The sequence below is a fragment of the Candidatus Poribacteria bacterium genome (assembly GCA_021295755.1).
Classification (GTDB): Bacteria; Poribacteria; WGA-4E; order WGA-4E; family PCPOR2b; genus PCPOR2b.
In genome coordinates this window covers 1-21,792 of record JAGWBT010000032.1, presented here as the reverse complement: position 1 = coordinate 21,792, position 21,792 = coordinate 1, and the positions used below count along the sequence as shown (strand labels likewise).

The following is a 21,792-nucleotide window of genomic DNA, read 5'->3' as shown; positions in this document are numbered from 1 at the left end:
AAGTCGTCACGCCGCGCAAAGCGTACCACTATCTCCTCAGACATCCATATCCCTCCTCTGTTGACTTTTGGAGTTTATACCATAGGGCGGTGGATGTGTCGATCCTGTTTTTATGAAGATATGAATTCGACGAAGGAGAAACCGGATTGACCCCAAGGACGGTATCGTGCTAAAATGCTGACGCATTGATAACCGATAGGATCGAGGAAGGTACTATGACAACAGAAACAGTGCGATTAAAAACCGGCGAGCAGCTCGTCATCAAGACCCTACACCCACCGCTCCATGATTACGTTAGCAAAGTCGGTTGTTGGGGTGATGTACGCGATGATCTGCTTAACGGGAAATTGACAGAATGGCTTTTCACGCCGTACTTTGTGGGCGAAATTGACGGCGAAGTTGTCGGTAGTATGAGTTATTATACGCCAACAGGCACACGCGATGTCGGTGTCGTGGAGTTTGTCCGAACAGAGGAAGAACATAGGAGCAAAGGCATCGCCTCAGCACTTATGGATTGCCTAATCCGGCGATTTCGCGCTGATGACGGGGTAGCGCTCTACCTCTGCACCACCAATCCTATTGCTGGCAGTCTGTATGAAAAACATGGGTTCTGGTATCACCTAGGGGATGGGATGCGCTATCTCGCACCCGATGCCGGGGACTTCGATCAAACCTATCTGGCATTCTACGGACCGGCGCGAATCCGAGATGCGACGTGGGCAGATTTGCCTCGTGCCTCTGCGCTCTACAATCATCGTGAACCGCGCTGGCTCATCAAGGACTATTTCACGCAGACCTTCCGCGAGACCCGCTTTGAAAGCCACTTTGTAAGATTGATGCGACAGATCGAAGATCGGAACGGCACGTTTGTCGTGTTGGAAAATCGCGAACAACGGATCGTCGGGACAGCCGTACTGAAACGGTTTGACACCTTCCACGAGCAGCATATCGCTACGCTCAGTTTTCGTGTCTGCCCAAGCTATTTTGAGCAAGGGTCTGAACTTTTAACGGCTGCAGCAGAAAAAGCAAAAGCCCTCTCGATTCAGGGGTTACAGATCTATATCGCTGACTGTGACGACGACCAAAAAGAGATGGCGAGAGCGGGGGGATTTGTCGAAGAAGCACGTTTGCATAATCGACTGTACGACGGGGAAAACTGGCTGGATATGCTTGTCTATACCTTGTGGCTGCCCGATGTTACCCCATTGAGAAGTGAAGGGGATTATTACGGCAACAGAAAATCGTGGCAGACAGAACGGGTGAATGCTGACCACAACGAGCAGAGAAACAGATAGGAATATCCTAACTAAGAAGGAACACCATAATGTCAAAATCGAAGATCAGAGTTGGTATCGTTGGTGCTGGCGGCGTCGGTGGACTTGGCGGAAGAGACAACTCCCATGCCGGCGGCTATCGGCGCTGCGAGGAGGTTGAGTTGGCGGCTGTCGCTGATATTAATAATGAACGCTTACAACAGTTCGGCAACGAATGGGAAATCGCACCGGAACAGCGTTATGCTACTGCACAGGAGATGTACGAAAAAGCAGATCTGGATATCGTGAGCGTCACTACCCATAACTTCCATCATCATGAGCCGGTGATTGAGGCTGCAGAAGCGGGGATTCAGGTGATTATGGTAGAAAAACCGCTCGCCATCAGTGTCGAATGGGGACGGAAGATGGTCGAAGCATGCGAAGCAAACGGGTGCCGGTTGGCTGTAGATCACACGCGCCGATTCCTACCGCATTACCGACGGTTAAAAAAAATGGTTGATGACGGAGCGGTCGGAGATGTGCGAACCATCACCTACTCCGGCGCCCGTCCTCTGCTGCACAACGGCACACATACGGTGGACTACGCTTTCTACTTCACATCGGCGCAACCCAAGCTAGTATCCGGTTTTCTCAGCGATGAACCCGTTGCCGATCCGGGTGGCGGAGGGATGGTTGTCTGTGAGGGTGGTGTGGTCATCTTCATAAACTGCATCCCTACGCGCAAAGAATCTCTCAGCGATGTTACCATTGCGGGTACGGCGGGACAGATCCATTTCTGCGAGCTGCGGGGCATCTGGGAATACGGTCCCCTTGTTGAGGCGAGCGTGGGTTATGGCGCGCGCTACGACTTCGAGCCTCTTCCTGATATGCCCGAAACCCTCATCCTCGACGACTATTTCTACAGCGCAGCACGGGAAGCGGTTGACTGTTTGTTAGAGGATCGAGAGAGCGTCTCAGCCGGGCGGGACGGACTGAAGGCGTTGGAAGTTATCACCGCCATGCACATTTCCCATAAAACAGGGACGCAGGTTCCGTTGCCGCTAGGGGAAGGACTGGACAACGTTGAAATCCGATCGACGGGACAGTAAGATGCCCGTCTATTCATACCAATTGTGAATGACGTAGACTGGATCCGATCCTTCCACGAGGCGGATGGTCGCCTGATTTGCCTCTGCTACAAACTCGTTGCGCAGGGCGTTTGTTCTAATCGGATCGACGTGGAATCCGTCCAAACTCCATCGAAGATTGGTGCTGCTTTTGATGGTAACATTCGGATCATCGGAAATGAGCGAGACCCGTTGTACGCCATCGTTTTTTCGGTCTAGCGTTACGTCCGAAACAACGAAGTGGATTGTTTGGAGTGGGTCACGCATCGCCGCTCGCCAGTTGCACTCGTTTTCGCGCCGAGTATCCTGAAATAGTTGGAAACCCAATCGCATCAGTCGGATATTACCGAGAAAGTGATCCATCTCGTAGCCGTTGGGGTGAGGGAGTCCACCATAGATCAGAATTCTCTGACAGCTATATTGCGCGTTTGCATAAGCGACTGCCAACTGTCCGTCTGTATCGTCCTTGTCTATGTGTCCGATCCACTCCCGGACGATGTGCGTTCCGGACTGCTCTAACTGTTCAAGGGTTTCCGCCGGCAACTCTTCAAGGGAATCGAGATCGCCGATTAGGACGTTTGGGGAAATTGGGACGTCGCTGGTCTGGTTGAGTTCCGTGAATAAGCGCAGGCCCCCATCAGCGCAGATGAGGGGGTAACTGTTTGCCGTTGCCCACGTTAGTGTCTCCTTGTAAAATCGAGGGTAACGGAGGTCATAATGGCCATTGAGAAAAATTAGAACGCATTTCATAGTATCTGGATTAGCGATCGGTTACAGGAGAAAAAGATTGTAGGATGAGAGCTGCTTGGCAGGACGGTACGATAATTTCACACGCTTCAGGTTTTCCAAGCCGGAGTCGTCCATCGTGCTAATCCATCGATATGCTGCCTGTTCTCGGCAAAACTCTCTGAAAAGGAATTGTGATGCCCCCTTTATTTTGAGATCGGTCACCTCAAAGAGAACACAGAAAATTTCGCTGTTGAGGGGGTATCCAAAGGTGTATCCTTTCAGAACGCCATCAATGAAAACAACCCTGCCGACCAATCCCAATTCCTCGTGGTTCATGAGGCCTGTGTGATGGGAATACTGAGAATCGTCCAACATCGCCCGGTAAACATCATCGTGGAACTGTTTCCATCGTTCCTGTCGCCACGATTCATAGAGCGCGAGGCAATCTGCAAGATGGGTGGATTGGTACGGCTGCAACTGTGCGGCAGGGTAGTTGCGGATCAGAGCGTTATAAACAGCTCGTTTGCTTTTGTAACGATCTCCCTTGAGTTGAATGAGGGCATCTGTTTCGTACAGATATTCCGTCTCTTTCTGAACGGCGTGAAAGCCCCTCTCCTGAAAAAAGGGAATCAGATCCGTTGGAACGTTTTCGATCCGTGCAATCTGCTTCGCACGATTGGTTTCAAGGATGAACGCATACGCTTGGTGGATTACTTCTTGATTTAGCGATGCCCCCATCGGGGGGATTGGCATGAAGTAATCACCATCCTGATTGGCGAAAAGACAGAACTGGTCATCAATTATTGTCCAGTAAAAATCGAAAAAGTTTCGCCATATATAGTGTGGAGCAAAGGCATAGCGCGACAGTCCTGCCGGCATTTGACGGGCGTACCGATCAAAAAGGAGTTTATCCTTTAACGTAAGTGGCTGTAGGTTCTTTGATAAATCAGGCAATCTTCAAGCAATGATTTGTTCAGTATGACGATCAAACAGATGAATCTGTTTGGCGTCGAAATCAAACCCAACGGACTGTCCCACATCGGGACGAAATGCGGGGTGTGTACGGGCTCGGAGGAGGACCAGATCCCCGGTATCTGGATTTTCGCCCAGAAATATGTCGATAATATTGACCGATCCCAACGCTTCTACAAGGTGCACAGTGGCGGTAAATCCTTTTTGAATTGGCTCCCTTGAGACGACAATATGCTCCGGTCTAACGCCAAAGATGATTTCAGCTGACCGGCCGATGTGCGAGATCTGTTCTGCTGATAACTCAATCCAGACATCTGTGTGGTTCAGGTGCAACGCGGGTTGTTCGCCCCCGGTGGAAGCAGACTTCAAAGTCGATTGTGCCTGAACCGTGCCACGAATCAGGTTCATCGATGGGCTTCCCATAAATTGGGCGACGAAAACGGTCTGCGGTTGGTTATATACTTCGTGAGGCGTTCCGATCTGTTGTAGGCTCCCCTGGTGCATGATGACGATACGATCTGCCATCGACATCGCTTCGATTTGGTCATGTGTGACAAAAATGGTGGTTGCTCCTAGCCTTCGCTGCAGGCGTTTCAGTTCTGTCCGCATGTCTACCCGCAACTTAGCATCTAGGTTCGACATCGGTTCATCCATCAGAAATGCCTTGGGCTGACGGACCATCGCCCGTCCCAATGCAACGCGCTGCATCTCACCACCGCTCAGATGACTCGGCTTTCTGTCAAGCATCGCTTGAATTTGCAGGATTGTTGCTACCTCTTTCACCCGTTCCTGAATTTCGGCTTTCGATGCCTTCACCGCCTTGAGCGGAAATGCGATGTTATCATAAACGGTCAGGTGAGGATAAAGCGCATAAAATTGGAAGACAAACGCAATGTCCCGATCAGCGGGGGATAGCGCGTTTACTCGCTTGCCATCAATGAAAATGTCTCCCTCGTCGGGGTGTTCCAATCCGGCGATTGCTCTAAGCGTAGTTGTTTTTCCGCACCCCGAAGGACCTAAGAAAACAACAAACTCTTGATCGCGGATTTCAAGGTTCACGTCGTCTACGGCAACGACCTCCCCAAAACGCTTTGTGATGTGTTCAAGTCTGATCTCTGCCATTCCTTGTATTTTAGCATACGCAGGGGAAAATGAAAACCAAAAATGACAACGACAACGTGGGTGGAAGTAGATCTCTCTGCAATTCGATCTAACGCACAAGCAATCAAAGCGCATACCCAGAGCAGTTCGCTGATTGCTGTGATTAAGGCAGATGCGTATGGACACGGTGCCATTCCGGTCGCCAAAGCATTGCACGAGGAAGCGGCGATGTATGCGATCGCTACCGTGGCCGAAGCCGTCGAATTGCGTACTGCTGGCATCAGAAAGCCGGTACTAGTGCTGTTCAATGCGCTGCCAATTCAGGCGGAGACGATTATTGAATATGAGCTGACAGCCTCGGTGTATGAACCGACACTCTGCAAGGCGTTGTCCCGTGCGGCGCAAGCGAAGGGAACCTCGGTTAAGGTGCACCTTGATGTGGACACTGGCATGAATCGTGGCGGGATATGGTATACAGAAGCGGTTGATTTTCTGAAATGGCTGACAACCTTAGAAAGGATAGAGATTGAAGGAATCTTCACCCATTTTGCCACGGCGGACGAAGCCGACAAAAGCCATGTACATCTGCAGTTAGACCGGTTCAAGTCGGTGCTTTCCACTCTTTCCAAACTCAATCTTCGTCCCCTAATTGTCCACGCTGCCAACAGTGCAGCCGCATTAACGCTTCCCGACGCCCATTTTGATGCAGTTCGTGTCGGCTTGAGTTTATACGGCGTTTATCCATCGTCCGAAGTCAGACGAACAAGCCCTGTGTCTTTGCGACCTGCCCTGAATTGGAAGGCACGCCTCATCTGTTTGCGTCAGTCGATGCAAGGAGAAGGGGTCAGCTACGGTCGCACCCACATAGTTGATGACCTGACATGGCTAGCCACGCTGCCCGTCGGATATGCTGATGGCTACCCACGTGCTCTATCGAATCGGGGTGAGGCGTTGATCCATAGCACGAGATGTCAACAGGTTGGATCAGTCTGTATGGATGGGACGGTATTTCGGATTGCGTCGCAGGAAGGAGATGAGAATCTGCCTCTACACATCGGCGATGAAGCAGTGCTGATTGGGAAGCAGGGAGACTTAGAGATCCGCGCGGATCACGTTGCGGAGAAGGCGGGAACCATCCCGTATGAGATTCTGACGGGGATTGGCAAACGGATTCCTCGGGTTTACGTGAATCAGGAATCATAAGAGTTTGACATCAGGGCGGAAGGATGATAAACTGAAGCCAGAACTTATCGGACGCTGGGTCCATATAATAATTAGGAGAACCCCATGACAACAGAACAAGCAACGACCCTGAAAATGACTTTAGAATCAATGTTTGCACATATCGAGCAAAAAGAGAGTATAATAGAAGACCTTGAGCAGATTGAGCGGCTGCAGCAGGAGGTTAGAACAACTGCCCCGCCGCAATTACGCCATTATCTAGAACGTCGAAGTTATACCAAAGCACTCGATTTTTTAACGGACGATTTTACGGATTGATGTCATCTAACTTCTGCACCATACCGAAGTGCACTTTTTGCAATCGGCATTGATCCTATTAAAATAAGGATTAAAGATTAACTGAGAAAAAGAGGAAATAAAATGGCAAGAGAAGATGGGCGCACGCCGAATCAGATGCGCCCGACCCGCATCGTTCGGAATTACATTAAACACCCAGAAGGATCTGTCTTGATTGCTGTCGGTGATACACAAGTTGTTTGTACGGCATCGGTGGAAGAATCGCAACCGCGTTTCATGCGTGAGCAGCACCTCCGAAATCGAGGTTGGGTGACTGCGGAGTATTCAATGCTACCCCGCTCCACCTCCGACCGGATGCGGCGTGAAGTTACGCGAGGGTCGCTTGGCGGCAGAACACAAGAGATTCAACGACTTATCGGTAGATCCTTGAGAGCGATCGTCGATTTCAAAGCCCTGGGTGAACGCACGATTTGGATTGATTGTGATGTTATTCAAGCGGACGGCGGCACCCGTACCGCAGCAATTACCGGTGCATTTATCGCGCTTTGGGATGCCTGTCAATGGCTGATGGATCAAAAACTGATAAGAACGATTCCAATCGTTGAGCATGTAGCAGCGACGAGTGTCGGCATCATTAATGGAACACCTATGCTAGATCTCTGTTATACGGAGGATTCTAGCGCTGATGTCGACATGAATGTTGTCATGACAGGTGCGGGTAAATTTGTGGAGATCCAAGGAACGGCGGAAGAAACCCCCTTCTCCAAAGAAGAATCGGATCAGCTGCTCGATCTGGCGGTTAGCGGGATTGAACAATTGATCCGGCTTCAAAAACAGATTATCATTGAGAATAGAGATGAAGTTAGTATTGGCAACCCGGAATCAGGGTAAAGTACGAGAAATTGGCGACATACTTCAAGATCAAAGCGGGATTGAACTTCTGTCACTCCGCAATTACCCGGACGCGCCAGATGTCGTCGAAGATGGCAAAACCTATGACGAAAACGCTATTAAAAAAGCCTCTACCCTTGCCGAATACACCGGACATCTCACCATCGCCGATGACTCCGGTTTGGAGGTAGATGCACTTGACGGAGCCCCCGGCGTCCATTCGGCACGGTATGCCGGCGAAAACGCTTCAGACCAAGACCGTATCGCCAAGTTGCTCAATGCACTTCAGGATATTCCCGATGACCGGAGGTCAGGACGGTTTATCTGTGCTGTGGCTATTGCTGAACCTCTTGCTAAAGTACAGGTTGTTCGTGGTGTCTGTGAAGGGCGGATTATTCATGGATCGCGCGGGACGAGTGGCTTCGGATATGATCCGATCTTTGTCCCTCTGGACTATGCAGAGACCTTTGCAGAATTAGGGGACGAGATTAAGAATCAGATTAGCCACCGCGCGAAGGCGTTGGAAAAAGCGAGCAAGATGTTGAGCGAAATGATCTTCAAGCGATGTTAGAAATTTTCCATGTCAGATCGCGTCCCAAATATCCCTACCCGAAAAGCGCCTATACTTATCACTATTTTCGTTATCATTCTGCTAATAGGACTCGGACTCCCGGTTGTTCTCAGTCTGCTAGATTCCACGCCGCCCACTCTCACAGTAAATGGCCTAGAAAAAGATAAACGGTATCGCGGCGATCTGACGCTTGAAATTTTCGCCACGGACGAGGAGACTGGCTTGGGTTCGTTGATCGTACAGATTGATGATGCACCTCCAACCCCCTTGGGCTTTGGCGAAAAAGGGCCTTCGCTTTTGAGGCTCCAAACTGCGGTATTAGCCGATGGATTGCATACGGCTTCTGTGACAGCGACCGATAGGTCGTTGCACAAGAATCAGACACGATATGCGTTTCCGTTTTACGTCGACAATACCCCACCAACGCTTGATGTTAGGCCGGAAACGCTCCATGTTGGACAGGGCAGAACACTTGCACTCTTTCTTCAAGCAGATGAGCCTCTATCAAATATTGAGGGGAAACTTTTCGATAAGGCGATCGCCTTTTATCCGGTGAGCTCAGAGAGTTTGTATCGCAGCTTTCTTGGTGTTGGTGTGACAGCGACTGTCCAAAACTATCCACTCACGGTGAGAACCACAGACTTGGTTGGCAATGAGACGGATCAAACTTTTCAGGTTGAGGTCACTAAAACAATCTTTGCGCGTGGAGGATACATTACCCTCTCACCCCAAAAGCAGCGGATAATGATGGATAGATCCAAAGGTAAAGAGGATAATGCGAAAAGAGCGGCAGCGTACGCAGAGGCGGATCACGAGGTCGAGCAGCTCTGGGAAGGAATATTCATTCGTCCGACCGAGGGTCGGCTGACATCACCGTTCGGCAAGTACCGCGAATATAACACAGGCGTCCGCCGGCATCACTACGGCACAGACATCGCCAATGCGGTAGGTACCCCTATCTCTGCGTCGAATAGTGGAATTGTTGCTCTTGCAGACCGATTACATATCTACGGCAACGCTGTGATTCTCAATCATGGGCAAGGGGTTTCGACCAGTTACAACCATCTCAGTGAAATTCACGTCAAGGTTGGAGAGCGTGTTGAGAAGAGACAACGCATCGGATTGATGGGATCCACCGGGCAAGCCACAGGGTCACACCTCCATTGGGGTATGGTCGTTAATGGAGTAGCAGTCGCTCCGGAGGAATGGACGGAACGAGACTTCTCGACTCCGGCAATTGAAAGTTTATCTCGTCTAGATGAGGAACAAAGATGAGTCAGTTGATTCAGATTGAACAGATTGTACCGAGCAAGGTCTGTTTTTCATGCGATGTTTGCTGCCGATTCCTCGATCAAGACAGCTTCCTCGCTCCCATCTTCACCGAAGCTGAAATGGGAAACGCTATTGAAAATGGGGTGGCGGGGCATCGCTTTCGCACGACGGCAGATGGGAAAAGCGCACAGGTTACACTGATACCCCATGGGCATATGTACATCTGTCCCTTTTTTAATTCTGAAACGAGTGAATGCACAATCTACCCGATTCGTCCGCTGGACTGCCAGATCTATCCTTTCGCTCTTATGTACAATCAAGATCGAACGCAGGTAGTGCTAGGGATTGACATGATCTGTCCTTATGGCGAAGCGGAAGCCCAGACGGAAGCGTTCCAACACTATAGCGGCTACATGGTGGACTATCTCGAATCTGATTCGGTCGTTGAAACTGTCTCTACAAATTGGCAGCTCATTGGACCCTATCAGGACACGGTGGTAATTGTGCGCACTTTGGAGAAGTTGACATTAGCCAGAATGAAAACCAAGTATTGAGTCAGCCTGGCGGAAAACCGTCCCAGAAAGGAGAAGAATATGGAAAAAGTGTCGTGCCGTTTGGCGGCGTTAGACTTGGATGGGACACTGCTTAATGATGAGCATGTTGTGACAGATCGAAGCTGCAGAGCGCTCCAAGAATTATCGGCGCAGGGAGTTGTCGTCGTACTAATTTCAGGGCGGATGCATCGAGCCATCCTGCCGATTAGTAATCTGATTGGTTTGGACAATCCGATAATTTCATACAACGGTGGGATGGTCAAACACCCACGAACGGAGGAGGTGATTCACCATACTCCCATTCCGGCAGCGGAGGCAATGGCGTTGGTCGAGTATGGAGATCAGAAGGGACTACATCTCAACTTCTGTTTGAATGATCAACTGTTCATCAAGGAATATAATCAGTGGAGTGAACTGTATGAAAAGAGAACGGGGGTTCCGGCAACGGCACTCAGCGATCTGCGCGAATTAGATGGGCAAGAACCCACGAAGATGCAGATTTTGGATACACCGGAAAAAATTGATCTACTCCTCGCCGAATGCAAAACCGAGTTTGGCGAGCGGTTGTATGTCACGCGGACCCAGGTCGAATACATCGAGTTTATGAATCCACAAGTATCTAAAGGGCGTGCGTTGCAAGCGCTTGCTGACCAACTTGGCATCCCCAACAATCAGATTGTTGCCTTTGGCGATGGATACAACGACGAGACCATGATGAAAATCGCAGGTTTCTGTGTGGCTATGGGAAATTCGGTTGACGAAATTAAAGCTATCGCCGATTACACGACCGAAACCAACCAGAACGATGGCGTCGCGCTAGCGGTCGAGAATCTGCTGCTTTGAAAGTAGTCAGGCTCGCATTAACTTACGCCTGTACGGGATGGCGGACTTTCGTTCCGAGGACTGGAATATTTGCGACAAGTGCCATTGAGTCTTGCTCACGCTCAAGCTCCACCTCGACCTGCTCACGCTCGAGTATAAAATACTTTGACAGGACTTCAGTCAATTCTGTTTGCAAGCTCTCCATTATCTCTTCATCAATTCCAGTTCGATCTTGGACAAGGATGAGTTGTAGCCGACTTTTTGCGATACTCTTGCTCTTGTGCTCCCGATTTAGTAACTGCATTAACCGTTTGAACATCAGTAATCTCCTTTCAGTTATTAAACAGTTTCCCAAACCAGTTACCGAACAAACCTCCCGCCTTAAACTCTGGGATTGGAACATCTTCCCCTTCAAGTCTTTGCGCGATACGTTTGTAAGCCTGCCCGGCATCGGACCTGTGATTGTAGGTTGACGGCATACCTCGGTTCGTTGAAATAAGAATTTCCCTATCCTCCGGGATAACACCGAGCAGATCTATTGACAAAATGTCTATGACATCCGTCGGTTCCATCATATCACCTGCCTTAACCATCTCCGGTGCAAGTCGATTGATGACGAGGTGCAAATTACTAATGGTCATGTTCTGTAGCAAACCGATGATTCGATCCGCATCCCTGACCGCTGCGACCTCCGGTGTTGTCACAATCAGTGCCTCATCTGCCCCTGCCGCTGCGTTTTGAAACCCCTGTTCAATGCCGGCAGGTGAATCGACCAAAACGTAGTCGTGCGTCTCTTTCAGTTCTAGGCAGAGTTTTTTCATCTGCTCCGGCCGAATATCGCTTTTGTTATTTCTCTGCGAGGCCGCAAGGAGATAGAGATCTTTCGTCCTTCGATCTTTAACCAATGCTTGTTCCAGTTCACAAACACCTTCGAAGACATCCATCGATGTGTACACAACGCGACTTTCCAGCCCCATAATGACATCAAGATTTCTCAATCCCACATCCGCATCGACGACAACGACCTTCTTACTCAGCACAGCTAAGGCCGTTCCAAGATTCGCCGTGGAAGTGCTTTTTCCGACCCCGCCTTTACCAGACGTAACGACGATCACTTTTCCCATTTTTCTGGTTATCCTTCCCTCATAAAGAGTTTAATATCGAGCCAGTTCTGACTAGCAACCACGTCCAAACAGTTGTCACTTGGGATGTCTTCGATTCGGTAGCATCCGCTCCTAACCACCAGCAGGCTATAGCCTCGACATCCAAAGACAATCCGCTGGTGAGCGACAATAGCTTATTATGATTCGGAAAATAGCAAAACTTGAAGATAGTGAGAGGAGTCTATACCTGTTTGTATCCTTTTAATTCGGGTTGGAGTCAGTCGTATTCTTCGACAACGATGGCATCTTCTAGGATGCGCGCAATTTCTGCTCTCTGGTGTCGCTGTTGTTCTTCGGCAGGTGCGCGGGTGATGAAACGTCCAATTCTCAACTGAGTTGGTAGCAGATTCAAGGCGAAAATGACCGACGATGTATTGCCGAGTGCACCCGCATGGGCAACACCGCGTAGAGCGCCGAGGACAATAATGTCGCCGGCAGCGACTACTTCCGCCCCCGGATTCACATCGCCTAGGATGACCATATTTCCTTCTAAGGCACGTTCGATCTGTCCAGAACGGAGGGTGTGACGAATAAAGCGCGTCTCTTCATTGACTGGAACAAGTCGATCATAAACGCGCTCTTCGCTATGGAGTGCCGGCACCCCGGCAATGGGGTTTTTTTCGGCTCTCTTCGGTTCATCTTGGGAGTCACCGATGATCTGTTTTACTTCAAGTCCATAATTTTCGTTCAATAGCTTTTTGAGTCGGACTAATTCTTCATCATTTAGTGAACGGCTTCCGAGATCCATGTTCATTGTCAAGCCTGATAATGAGTGCTCTAAACTTGCCATTCGTTCTATAATTGCCTGTTCAATCTCGTCCATCGTGGCTTCCGGATCAATAATCAGGCGCATACCGTCACGGAAGCCTTTCAGTTCAACGGTTGGACGCGATTCGTTCTGCATTTCACTCCTCTTATAGAATAACAATCATAGAACCTAGTTTTCAACTGTTGCTAAAACATAGGGACCGTCAGGAAGCGCAGCAATTTGAGCATCGGTTCCATGTTTGGCAAGGACGCGCTCGATCCCTTCTGCCGGAGTTCGGATTGGCTGCACAAACAGATCTTTCAACTGGTCATAAGGTATGCCATCAGCATAGCAGTATATTTCGGCTTTTTTGGCGGCTTTTGCCAATTCTTCCAATTGCCATTGGTCAATGACAAAGTTCGTAGGGTCGTGAATATCGTGAATAAACTGCTTCAGGTCTTTTGTTTTCAAGATTATATCCGTGAAAGGCCCGCTCCCAATTCCTTGGCTACACTCCGCGACTAGAATAATGCTTCCATCCTGTCTAACGATTTCTACCGCTGCTAGCATTCCCTTGACTGCTTGATAAAACGTGGTGTCGAGTGGATAACCTGCACTTGACACCACGACAGCGTCGACAGGTTCTGGCAATGTTACTTTCACCTGTTTTTCGACGAATTTTACGCCGGCCAGATGAGATTCGACGATGTCGCCAGCAAATATACCGGTGAGCCTGCGTTGGTCATCGATTGTGACGTTCACGTTAAAGTCTACGCCAGCCATCAGGGCAATCTCGGTAGCTTCGATATGGAGTGGGTTGCCCTCAAGAATACCAACTGAAGCCTTGGGGTGTTCAAGTACCTGCGGTCCGTGCAACACTTTCATCGTCTCGATTGAAGCCAGTCCGGGACAGATTGATTTGCGTCCACCGGAATATCCTGCCATCAGATGCGGTTCAATCAGGGCAGTAGTGACCTTTAAGTCCGATTGCAGATAGGTTTTATCGATATAAACTGGCGCACCGCCCTGCGTTAAGCCGAGATATTTGTGCGTTTCGATTTTCTGTGAAAAATGGTTAACTATTCGATAGTTGGTCATGATCTCGGTGCCGACCATTTCTTCGAGTTCTTTTCCCTCGTTAGGGCGGTGGATGCCTGTTGCAATCAGAATCGTGATTTTTTCGCGCGGAATGCCACTGGATTCCAGTGTCTGTAGAATTGGTGGTAGGATAAGTTTGTTGGGGACGGGTCGTGTTACGTCAGAGATGACGATGCAGGCGGAGGTCCGATTCTTCGCTAAGGCGGCTAGCGGTGCGGAGTGAATTGGTGACTTAATCGCATCCCAAACTGCACGCTCTGGCTGTTGAACTGGGACAGATTTCTGGAGGGTTAGTACACCTGCCAAATTCTGGTCAGGGATATCGACATCTAACAGACCGCGCCCATATTTCATGCCAACTCGCATTAGAATTCACCTCAATTTGCTGACTTCAAGGTTAGGAGGCTTTATGTATACCCTAGTGTTATAACATTATAAACAAGATGCTGTCCCGAATGCAAGTCTTTTTTCAAGTAACCACTCGGAAAGTGCGCTACTCAGTTTCATTCAGGAATCTGTATCACGATTAGCTTCGTTTTATAGAAGATCAAACCGGCACAGAATTTGACACTTGACGAATTGAGGGGTTATGTGGAATAATTTTAGGTTCCTGTCGAAGATATGGAGGATGATTGTATATGCTAAGAGTTGGGATTAATGGTTTTGGTCGAATTGGACGCAACGCATTGAGGGCCGCATTAAAAAATAAAAACGTAGGTCTTGATTTTGTGGCAATTAACGATTTAACAGACCCAGAAACACTTGCGCACCTGCTCAAATATGATTCGGTGCTTGGGGAACTTGATGCCGATGTCCAACCAACAAATAACGGACTTATTGTCGATGGGAAAAAGATACTCGCCTTTTCCGAACGAGATCCAGCTGCGCTCCCTTGGAATACTTTAGGAATTGACGTTGTTATTGAATCGACAGGTTTTTTTACGGATGGAAGGGATGCGTCGAGGCATCTGGAGGCGGGCGCGAAAAAAGTGGTGATCTCTGCACCTGCTAAGAACGAGGATATCACTGTCGTGCTGGGTGTTAACGAAGATAAATACGATAAAGAGAAACATCATATTATCTCCAACGCTTCCTGTACGACGAATTGTCTAGCGCCGCTTGCCAAGGTGCTTTTGGAAAATTTTGGCATCCACAGTGGTCTGATGACAACTATCCATTCGTATACGAACGATCAGCAAGTACTGGATCTCCCACATGAAGATATACGTCGGGCTCGCGCGGCTGCGCTTTCGATGATTCCGACGTCCACAGGCGCAGCAAGCGCGATTTCGCTGGTCATTCCTGAACTAGAAGGGAAATTTGATGGGATGGCGGTTCGGGTTCCAACACCGAACGTATCTGTAGTAGATCTCACCGTTGACCTAGAAACGAAAGCGAGTGTAGAAGCGGTTAATGCAGTTGTGAAGAAAGCTGCCGAGGGAGAACAGCGAGGAATCCTAAGTTATTCAGAAGTTCCACTTGTATCGGTTGACTTCAAGGGTAACCCCCATTCGTCGATCTTTGATGCAGAGTTTACAAGGGTCATTGATGGCAAATTGGTGAAAGTTCTCTCTTGGTATGATAACGAGTGGGGATACTCAAACCGTTTGGTTGAACTGGCTGCGCGTGTTTTATAATATACAGCGTGTACCTCAAACCGTCCGGAATTATATTGAATCTTGTTTGCCCTAATAGGAGAAAATGCGCACACCAATCATTGTCGGTAATTGGAAACTCAACAAGACCATCCATGAGGCGGTAGGGCTTGTCAACTCACTTCAGCTACTGGTCGTGGAAGTCGCTGATGTCGAAATCGTCGTCGCCCCTGTGTTTACTGGGCTGTCCGTAGTGGCGCAGGCATTAGCAGGCGGGAATATTCGGCTCGCAGCGCAGGATGTCTTTTGGGAGGACAGCGGTGCATTCACTGGTGAAGTGTCACCGGGAATGCTCAAGGATGTTGGTTGTGACTACGTCATCATTGGTCACTCCGAACGTCGGCAATATTTCGGTGAGACAAATGAAAACGTCAACCGCAAGGCGAAGGCAGCGCACGCGCACGGCTTGATACCGATAATTTGCGCAGGCGAAAGTCTTGAGGAGCGAGAGGCTGGCAGAACCGGAGCAGTGGTCAAGCGCCATATTCTCAACGGTATAGCCGGATTATCCGCAGATCAGATCGTGTCCACCGTAATTGCCTATGAACCGGTCTGGGCAATCGGGACAGGACAGAATGCAACTCCGGACCAAGTCCAAGAGGTGCACGCACTTATCAGGTCATTCTGCTCAGAAATTTATTCGGCTGAGGTGGCATCGCGGGTCCGGATTCAGTATGGTGGGAGTGTTAAACCGGAGAATGCTGCTGCGTTGATAGCGCAACCCGATGTCGATGGTGCGTTGGTCGGTACAGCCAGCTGGGAGGCGGAGTCGTTTGCCCAAATCGTCAAAGCTGCAAACGAGGCTTTTTTGAATTAATTAAAAAAAGAAAATTATTACGAAAGTGAGGAACTATTATGGAAATCATTGTTGGTTTTATTCTTGTGCTCTTTGTACCTGCCTGTATTCTACTGCCCATTATTATCCTGTTGCAAGATAGTAAGGGGGAAGGGCTTTCATCAAGTGCATTTGGTGGAGCGGGTGGCAGCATGCAATCTGTTTTGGGTGGACAAGGTGCCGCAACCTTTCTTTCCAAGATTACAACTTGGATCGCTATCGGATTCATGGTGATGGCACTATTTCTGATGCGTTTCTACGGTGAAACAGGCGGTGAATTAAAGCCACTCCAGGAAGAGGCAGCAGAGGTTGAAGTAACAATTACACCTCCAGATGAGACAACCGAAGCGGGTGAAGCACCTGATATTGCCGAGACGGATGGAACGGATTCGTCATCTGACAGCACGGATGATGTTGGAGAAAGTGCTGGGAAATAGGACGTGGATGAGATTAAAATCCGGTAGGTATACTTAGTGGAAGGCAAATGGGAATCTACATGAGTATACCTCCTGTTATCCTTCACCTGTCCTGAGGCTTAAAACACTAGAAAGTGCTCGCCTAAATTCTTATAAAGCGGATTATCGTTATATTTTCTGTGCGGATGACACATCTCAATACCCCACACTAAATTCTTCTCGTGCTGTGAGCGAACCGATGTCCGATCAGTCTATCCCCCAACAATTTTGGAAGGTTCATCCGTTGCGTGAAAACTGGACGCGATCAATCTTCCTCTTACTCTTTCTCCTCCTCCTGTTTTCAGGTATTTACTGGCTTTTCCAGTCGGCTTTTATCACCCTTCTGTCCACAATCTTTGTAACTAGCTCTTTATATCGGTATTTTGTTCCGTTCCGTTATGAGCTGTACGAGCATGAGCTTGTCGTCACAGCCCCCTTTTATCGCCTAACGAAGTCTTGGGAGGCTTTTCGCAGCTTTTACGTTGACAATAACGGAGTGCTATTGAGTCCTTTCACCAAACCCTCGCGACTTGAAAACTTTCGCGGTGTCTATGTTCGCCTTGGTGCGAACCGATCCGAAGTGCTTGATTTCATTACACACAAGATTCCAACCTAATGGCAGATAGTAAATTCAAACTTATCCACACAGATTCTCGGACGCAAGCTAGAGTAGGACAACTGCGAACAGCACACGGTGTTGTCAATACCCCTATCTTCATGCCCGTTGGCACACGCGGAACGGTTAAGACGTGCACGCCTCACGATCTCGTTGAAATTGGGACAGAAATTATCCTTGGTAATACTTACCATCTATATTTACGCCCAGGGCACCGAATCGTCGAACAGGCAGGTGGATTACATAAATTTATGGCGTGGAAGAAACCGATCCTCACAGACAGCGGTGGGTTTCAGGTCTTCAGCTTGGGACCGCTTCGCACAATTACTGAGGAAGGTGTCGAGTTTCGCTCTGAGATTGATGGATCTAAACACTTTATCAGCCCGGAGCGCTCTATCGAAATCCAGAACACGCTTGGCGCAGACATCATTATGGTTTTCGATGAGTGTCCGCCGCTGCCCAGCGATTACGAGTATCTCAGGAAATCGATGGAAATGACGCTGCGTTGGGCAAAACGTTGCAAAAAGGCACACCGGAACCGCAATCAACAGTTGTTCGGTATTGTACAAGGCGGGATGGAAAAGTCGCTGCGAAAGATTAGTGTGGAAAAGACTGTGGAGATTGGCTTCCCCGGCTATGCGATCGGTGGGCTTAGTGTTGGCGAAGAAAAACCTTTAATGTATGAGACATTAGCCTACACAGCACCGTTGTTGCCGAAAGATGCACCGCATTACCTAATGGGTGTCGGAACACCGGAGGATTTGGTGTACGGTGTAAGTTGTGGAGTGGATATGTTCGATTGCGTAATGCCGACGCGCAACGCACGAAACGGTTCACTCTTTACGACACTCGGTACGCTTAAAATCCGCAACGCAAAGTACAAGACAGATTTTACACCGCTCGATCCGAACTGTATCTGCCATACTTGCCAGAATTTTACACGTGCCTATCTGCGACACTTACATCTCGAAAACGAGATTCTTGCACACCGACTGCTCACGCTTCACAATCTGCATTTCTATCTGAGCCTGATGCGAGGTGTCCGGCAGGCGATTTCGGACGGCACATTCGCCCATCTGAAGGATGACATCGGCGGCTTGATGCAGGCCGGACAGAAATCAGAGACCAAAGAAACGGAATCCAAGAAAGCTGACAAGAAGAAGGGTGACTTGCGTAGGACGCTAGATGAATCATCCACAGACTCTTCAAACCGCAGACGCAGACGGGCAGCAATATAGCGGAGTTACTGTTATACAAATAAAATCCGAAGGAGATTGAGTGCAATGAGGAGAAAATACTGGATTTTCGGACTGGCGATTTTTTCGACATCAATATTTGTACTGCTGTGCTTAAACTACGCCGAAAGCCAGAGTGATTTGGTCAAACGTGGAAAATACCTCGTTGATGCCGCGGGGGCTTGTGGTCAGTGTCATACTCCGCGCAAGGGCGCGGAGATGGATATGAGTATGTATCTCGCGGGCCATCCTGCGAGTGCACCGTATCCCAAATTCGATATGAGCATGATGCAGCGCGGTATTTTTATGGTCGCTGCACCGACTCTTGCGGCATTTTCGATGCCCTTTGGGACAACGTTTGCCGCCAATCTAACGCCTGATAAAGAGACGGGGCTCGGTGAGTGGACGGAAAAGATGTTCGTTGACACAATGCGAACTGGATATCATCAAGGTGATACGAGCAATCGACAGCTCTTACCACCGATGCCGATTAAGAATGCCTACGCAAACCTGAGAGACGAAGATCTCAAGGCGATGTGGGCGTATCTGAAGACCATCAAGCCGGTCAAGAACGAGGTGCCCGCAGCGCTCAATCGCATGGGCAGACCTTTTTAGACTTCGATACCTCCTGATACTCATGAAAAATCTAATTATTATCGGCGGTGGGTTAGCAGGCAGCGAAGCGGCATGGCAGGCGGCTGAACGCGGCATCCAAGTATATCTTTATGAGATGCGTCCATCTACCGCAACCGGTGCCCATCTCACCGCTAACCTTGCGGAGTTGGTCTGTTCCAACTCACTCGGATCGGATCTGCCAGATCGTGCCTCTGGCGTTCTTAAGACAGAATTGCGTCGGCTGGGATCGATGCTGCTGGAGTGCGCCTATAAAACGGCGTTGCCCGCAGGCAGTGCGTTGGCAGTAGATCGCGAGGCTTTCGCTCAACTCATAACCGCACGAATTTCGAATCATCCCAAGATTGAAGTGGTGCGGGAAGAGGTTACTACCCTCCCTGACGAACCCACCATCATCGCTTCTGGCCCACTTACCTCACCAAGTCTCTCAGAGGCAATTGCTGCCCTAAGTGGACAGGAACACCTTTACTTCTTCGATGCCATTGCCCCAATTGTAAGTTTGGAGTCAATTAACTTGACGATTGCTTTCCGTGCTTCACGTTATGGGCGGGGAGAACAGGTGGAGGGCGATTACATCAACTGTCCGATGAACCGCGATGAATACGATTCTTTTGTCGATGCGTTACTCCGCGCAGAACGCATTGAACTGGAATCTTTTGAGCAGGCGTTGGAGCAAGGGGTGAGGGCAGGTTGGCATCAATTCTTTGAAGGGTGTTTACCGGTGGAAATTTTAGCGCGACGTGGTCATGAGAGTCTCGCATTTGGTCCAATGCGTCCGGTGGGGTTAACCGACCCGCGTACCGGTCGACGGCCTTACGCGGCAGTACAACTGCGCCAAGACAACCTTGCCGGTACGCTCTATAACATGGTCGGTTTTCAAACGAACCTGAAGTTTCCTGAGCAGAAGCGGATTTTCCGCACAATCCCTGGACTTGAAAAAGCCGAGTTCGTGCGCTATGGACAGATGCACCGCAACACCTTTATTGATGCACCAACACTGCTACGTCCCACGCTTCAGTTTTGTGGGCGAGAAAACCTCTTTTTTGCGGGACAAATCACCGGTGTTGAAAGCTATATGGGCAACATCGCAACAGGCTTGCTCGCCGGCTGGAACGCCGCACGCCTACTGCATGATCAAGCCCCATTATCCCTACCGATCACTACGATTCTTGGATCGCTTTGCCACTACGTGACCCACGCGAGTCCGGCTGATTTTCAACCGATGAAGGCAAATTTCGGGATCCTACCTCCCTTGGACACAAGCGAACGCCTCAATAAACGGAAACGTGCTGCCGCCTATGCAGAACGGGCGTTGGCAGATATAGAGGCTTTTCTGGGAGGAATCGAAGATACGATTTAGGAGAAATCCACCATCGCTTTCACCAATCGCTAAACAGTAATTCTTGTTATCCAGCCGGAGGTGGCGTCGCAGTAGAGGAAATCATCTCCGAAGATTGACAGACCATGTGGCTCAGGATTATCCTCTGGCACCTCAATCCGATCTAGTTCTGCACCGCTCTCCACATCGAGCTTGACGATTACCCGGTCAGAGGTGTGCACAACCCAAACGCCATCCTCCACCCGCACTACACCGTGTCCCCGTCCGTACGGAAGCGGAATCGAGTTTTGCACAGACCAATCCGAAATCCGCACCTTGTGCATGATCTGGTTCTTCAACGTTTGGACCCAGAGATACCCCTCTTCATAATGATCATACTCCACACCATGTGTGCCACCACCATCCGGTACGGGATACCGACCTAGGCATTCCCCGGTATGTGGGTCGGTCTTAATAATTTCTCCCAGCCCAGATTTCGCATCATTTGGTCGCGTTGGACGCCATTGGTCTCCAGAACCGTTCGCCGCTAGCCAGAGTGCCCCATCGCCATAACACATACCACTAGTGTTAGAGCAGTCGCTCGGAATATCCCGAACCAATTTAGTCACCCCGTAAGCTGATGCTTCGGTAATTTCTACCAACGCCACCCGATCGGTGATTTGGTCTACGATCCACAGACCTTCATCCGTTACCTGCAAGCCGTTCGGTACACCGTAGGGTGCACGAAATAACTTCTCAATTTTTCTGCCCATCTGTTTGTCCTTCCTTTATATTAGACTGCGATAGTAGTAACCGTCCGGAATTATAGCACGATTTTGCAAAAATACAACAAATTTTCCACATTGCCTAAGATCGCACTATCGATATGGGAATTTTCTATGTTCTGATGATTCAGGAAAACGGTTGCGTTTATTACTAAAACAGGGTAAAATTACCATTACCCTCCGCATTTGATGGAGGAACTCACTCTGGCAGAGCGTAACAAAACCGCTTAGGTTTGACTTGCGATGACATAAATCCGATGCTAACTCCCGCTAAAAAATTCGACCTTCCCACAGAAGTCATCTCTAACGAACTGGTTGCCGAGAACCACTATCTACTGAGTTGTTCGTGTCCAGAGATTGCCGAAAGCGCGCTACCCGGACAGTTCATCCACGTACTGATCTCGCAAGGTAGTGGATTACTGCTTCGGCGTCCGTTTACAATCTACACTGTTGAAAGCGATCAGATCACAATGCTCTATC

25 protein-coding genes are annotated in these 21,792 nt (G+C 49.3%); 17 read left to right on the top strand and 8 right to left on the bottom strand.

Going from position 1 to position 21,792, the window contains the following annotated elements; genetic code table 11:
* Positions 1–215: 215 nt before the first annotated feature.
* Entirely contained in the window at positions 216–1,295 is a 1,080-nt protein-coding gene (locus tag J4G02_06375) for a GNAT family N-acetyltransferase (protein ID MCE2394204.1), read from the top strand.
* A 29-nt stretch (positions 1,296–1,324) separates the two neighbouring features.
* Positions 1,325–2,362, top strand: coding sequence for a Gfo/Idh/MocA family oxidoreductase (locus J4G02_06370; protein ID MCE2394203.1), 1,038 nt, complete (start codon positions 1,325–1,327; stop codon positions 2,360–2,362).
* 9 nt (positions 2,363–2,371) lie between these two features.
* On the opposite strand, the gene J4G02_06365 is transcribed toward J4G02_06370, so the two are convergent.
* The 3 genes from J4G02_06365 to J4G02_06355 are packed head-to-tail and all read right to left on the bottom strand — an operon-like array spanning position 2,372 to position 5,203.
* Complete coding sequence (locus J4G02_06365; protein MCE2394202.1) at positions 2,372–3,130, bottom strand: thiamine pyrophosphokinase; 759 nt, start codon at positions 3,128–3,130, stop codon at positions 2,372–2,374.
* 21 nt (positions 3,131–3,151) lie between these two features.
* A complete protein-coding gene (locus tag J4G02_06360) occupies positions 3,152–4,063 on the bottom strand; it encodes a DUF2156 domain-containing protein (protein ID MCE2394201.1) in 912 nt (303 codons plus the stop codon).
* Between the two features lie 3 nt (positions 4,064–4,066).
* Complete coding sequence (locus J4G02_06355; protein MCE2394200.1) at positions 4,067–5,203, bottom strand: ABC transporter ATP-binding protein; 1,137 nt, start codon at positions 5,201–5,203, stop codon at positions 4,067–4,069.
* 42 nt (positions 5,204–5,245) lie between these two features.
* Here J4G02_06355 and alr point away from each other — a divergent pair, with 42 nt between their 5' ends.
* The 7 genes from alr (at position 5,246) to J4G02_06320 (ending at position 10,792) form a co-directional block, all read left to right on the top strand.
* Positions 5,246–6,385, top strand: a complete 1,140-nt coding sequence (gene alr / locus J4G02_06350) for an alanine racemase (GenBank protein MCE2394199.1) — start codon at positions 5,246–5,248, stop codon at positions 6,383–6,385.
* Between the two features lie 84 nt (positions 6,386–6,469).
* Complete coding sequence (locus J4G02_06345; protein MCE2394198.1) at positions 6,470–6,682, top strand: hypothetical protein; 213 nt, start codon at positions 6,470–6,472, stop codon at positions 6,680–6,682.
* A 102-nt stretch (positions 6,683–6,784) separates the two neighbouring features.
* Positions 6,785–7,552, top strand: a complete 768-nt coding sequence (rph, locus tag J4G02_06340; GenBank protein MCE2394197.1) for a ribonuclease PH — start codon at positions 6,785–6,787, stop codon at positions 7,550–7,552.
* Positions 7,518–8,123: an XTP/dITP diphosphatase gene (locus J4G02_06335; protein MCE2394196.1), complete on the top strand. Its 606-nt coding sequence runs from the start codon at positions 7,518–7,520 to the stop codon at positions 8,121–8,123. The genes rph and J4G02_06335 overlap by 35 nt, the downstream gene beginning before the upstream one ends.
* 9 nt (positions 8,124–8,132) lie before the next feature.
* Entirely contained in the window at positions 8,133–9,398 is a 1,266-nt protein-coding gene (locus J4G02_06330; GenBank protein ID MCE2394195.1) for a M23 family metallopeptidase, read from the top strand.
* On the top strand, positions 9,395–9,949 hold the full coding sequence (locus J4G02_06325) for a YkgJ family cysteine cluster protein (protein ID MCE2394194.1): 555 nt from the start codon (positions 9,395–9,397) through the stop codon (positions 9,947–9,949). The genes J4G02_06330 and J4G02_06325 overlap by 4 nt, the downstream gene beginning before the upstream one ends.
* 39 nt (positions 9,950–9,988) lie before the next feature.
* Positions 9,989–10,792 (top strand): HAD family phosphatase, encoded by an 804-nt coding sequence (locus J4G02_06320; GenBank protein ID MCE2394193.1) that lies wholly within the window; start codon positions 9,989–9,991, stop codon positions 10,790–10,792.
* A gap of 22 nt (positions 10,793–10,814) precedes the next feature.
* On the opposite strand, the gene minE is transcribed toward J4G02_06320, so the two are convergent.
* From minE to larA, 4 genes are all read right to left on the bottom strand, one after another.
* A complete protein-coding gene (gene minE / locus J4G02_06315; GenBank protein MCE2394192.1) occupies positions 10,815–11,090 on the bottom strand; it encodes a cell division topological specificity factor MinE in 276 nt (91 codons plus the stop codon).
* Positions 11,091–11,103: 13 nt separating this feature from the next.
* A complete protein-coding gene (gene minD, locus J4G02_06310; protein MCE2394191.1) occupies positions 11,104–11,895 on the bottom strand; it encodes a septum site-determining protein MinD in 792 nt (263 codons plus the stop codon).
* A gap of 256 nt (positions 11,896–12,151) precedes the next feature.
* Positions 12,152–12,838 (bottom strand): septum site-determining protein MinC, encoded by a 687-nt coding sequence (minC, locus tag J4G02_06305; GenBank protein ID MCE2394190.1) that lies wholly within the window; start codon positions 12,836–12,838, stop codon positions 12,152–12,154.
* Between the two features lie 33 nt (positions 12,839–12,871).
* Entirely contained in the window at positions 12,872–14,146 is a 1,275-nt protein-coding gene (larA, locus tag J4G02_06300) for a nickel-dependent lactate racemase (GenBank protein MCE2394189.1), read from the bottom strand.
* A gap of 272 nt (positions 14,147–14,418) precedes the next feature.
* Between larA and gap the strand changes: the two genes are divergently transcribed.
* The 7 genes from gap (at position 14,419) to trmFO (ending at position 20,569) form a co-directional block, all read left to right on the top strand.
* Positions 14,419–15,417, top strand: a complete 999-nt coding sequence (gap, locus tag J4G02_06295) for a type I glyceraldehyde-3-phosphate dehydrogenase (GenBank protein ID MCE2394188.1) — start codon at positions 14,419–14,421, stop codon at positions 15,415–15,417.
* Between the two features lie 64 nt (positions 15,418–15,481).
* Positions 15,482–16,252, top strand: a complete 771-nt coding sequence (gene tpiA / locus J4G02_06290; protein ID MCE2394187.1) for a triose-phosphate isomerase — start codon at positions 15,482–15,484, stop codon at positions 16,250–16,252.
* Positions 16,253–16,290: 38 nt separating this feature from the next.
* Positions 16,291–16,707 carry a preprotein translocase subunit SecG gene (gene secG, locus J4G02_06285; protein MCE2394186.1) on the top strand — a complete coding sequence of 139 codons (417 nt, stop codon included), beginning with the start codon at positions 16,291–16,293 and terminating at the stop codon, positions 16,705–16,707.
* 217 nt (positions 16,708–16,924) lie between these two features.
* Positions 16,925–17,341: a hypothetical protein gene (locus J4G02_06280; protein MCE2394185.1), complete on the top strand. Its 417-nt coding sequence runs from the start codon at positions 16,925–16,927 to the stop codon at positions 17,339–17,341.
* On the top strand, positions 17,341–18,579 hold the full coding sequence (gene tgt / locus J4G02_06275) for a tRNA guanosine(34) transglycosylase Tgt (protein ID MCE2394184.1): 1,239 nt from the start codon (positions 17,341–17,343) through the stop codon (positions 18,577–18,579). The genes J4G02_06280 and tgt overlap by 1 nt, the downstream gene beginning before the upstream one ends.
* A gap of 45 nt (positions 18,580–18,624) precedes the next feature.
* Complete coding sequence (locus J4G02_06270) at positions 18,625–19,191, top strand: c-type cytochrome (GenBank protein ID MCE2394183.1); 567 nt, start codon at positions 18,625–18,627, stop codon at positions 19,189–19,191.
* Positions 19,192–19,213: 22 nt separating this feature from the next.
* Complete coding sequence (gene trmFO, locus J4G02_06265) at positions 19,214–20,569, top strand: methylenetetrahydrofolate--tRNA-(uracil(54)-C(5))-methyltransferase (FADH(2)-oxidizing) TrmFO (GenBank protein ID MCE2394182.1); 1,356 nt, start codon at positions 19,214–19,216, stop codon at positions 20,567–20,569.
* A 29-nt stretch (positions 20,570–20,598) separates the two neighbouring features.
* Here the strand turns inward: trmFO and J4G02_06260 are convergent, their stop codons facing one another.
* Positions 20,599–21,300: a hypothetical protein gene (locus tag J4G02_06260; protein ID MCE2394181.1), complete on the bottom strand. Its 702-nt coding sequence runs from the start codon at positions 21,298–21,300 to the stop codon at positions 20,599–20,601.
* A gap of 269 nt (positions 21,301–21,569) precedes the next feature.
* Between J4G02_06260 and J4G02_06255 the strand changes: the two genes are divergently transcribed.
* Positions 21,570–21,792 (top strand): hypothetical protein (locus J4G02_06255; protein ID MCE2394180.1); only part of this gene is annotated, 223 nt, incomplete at its 3' end.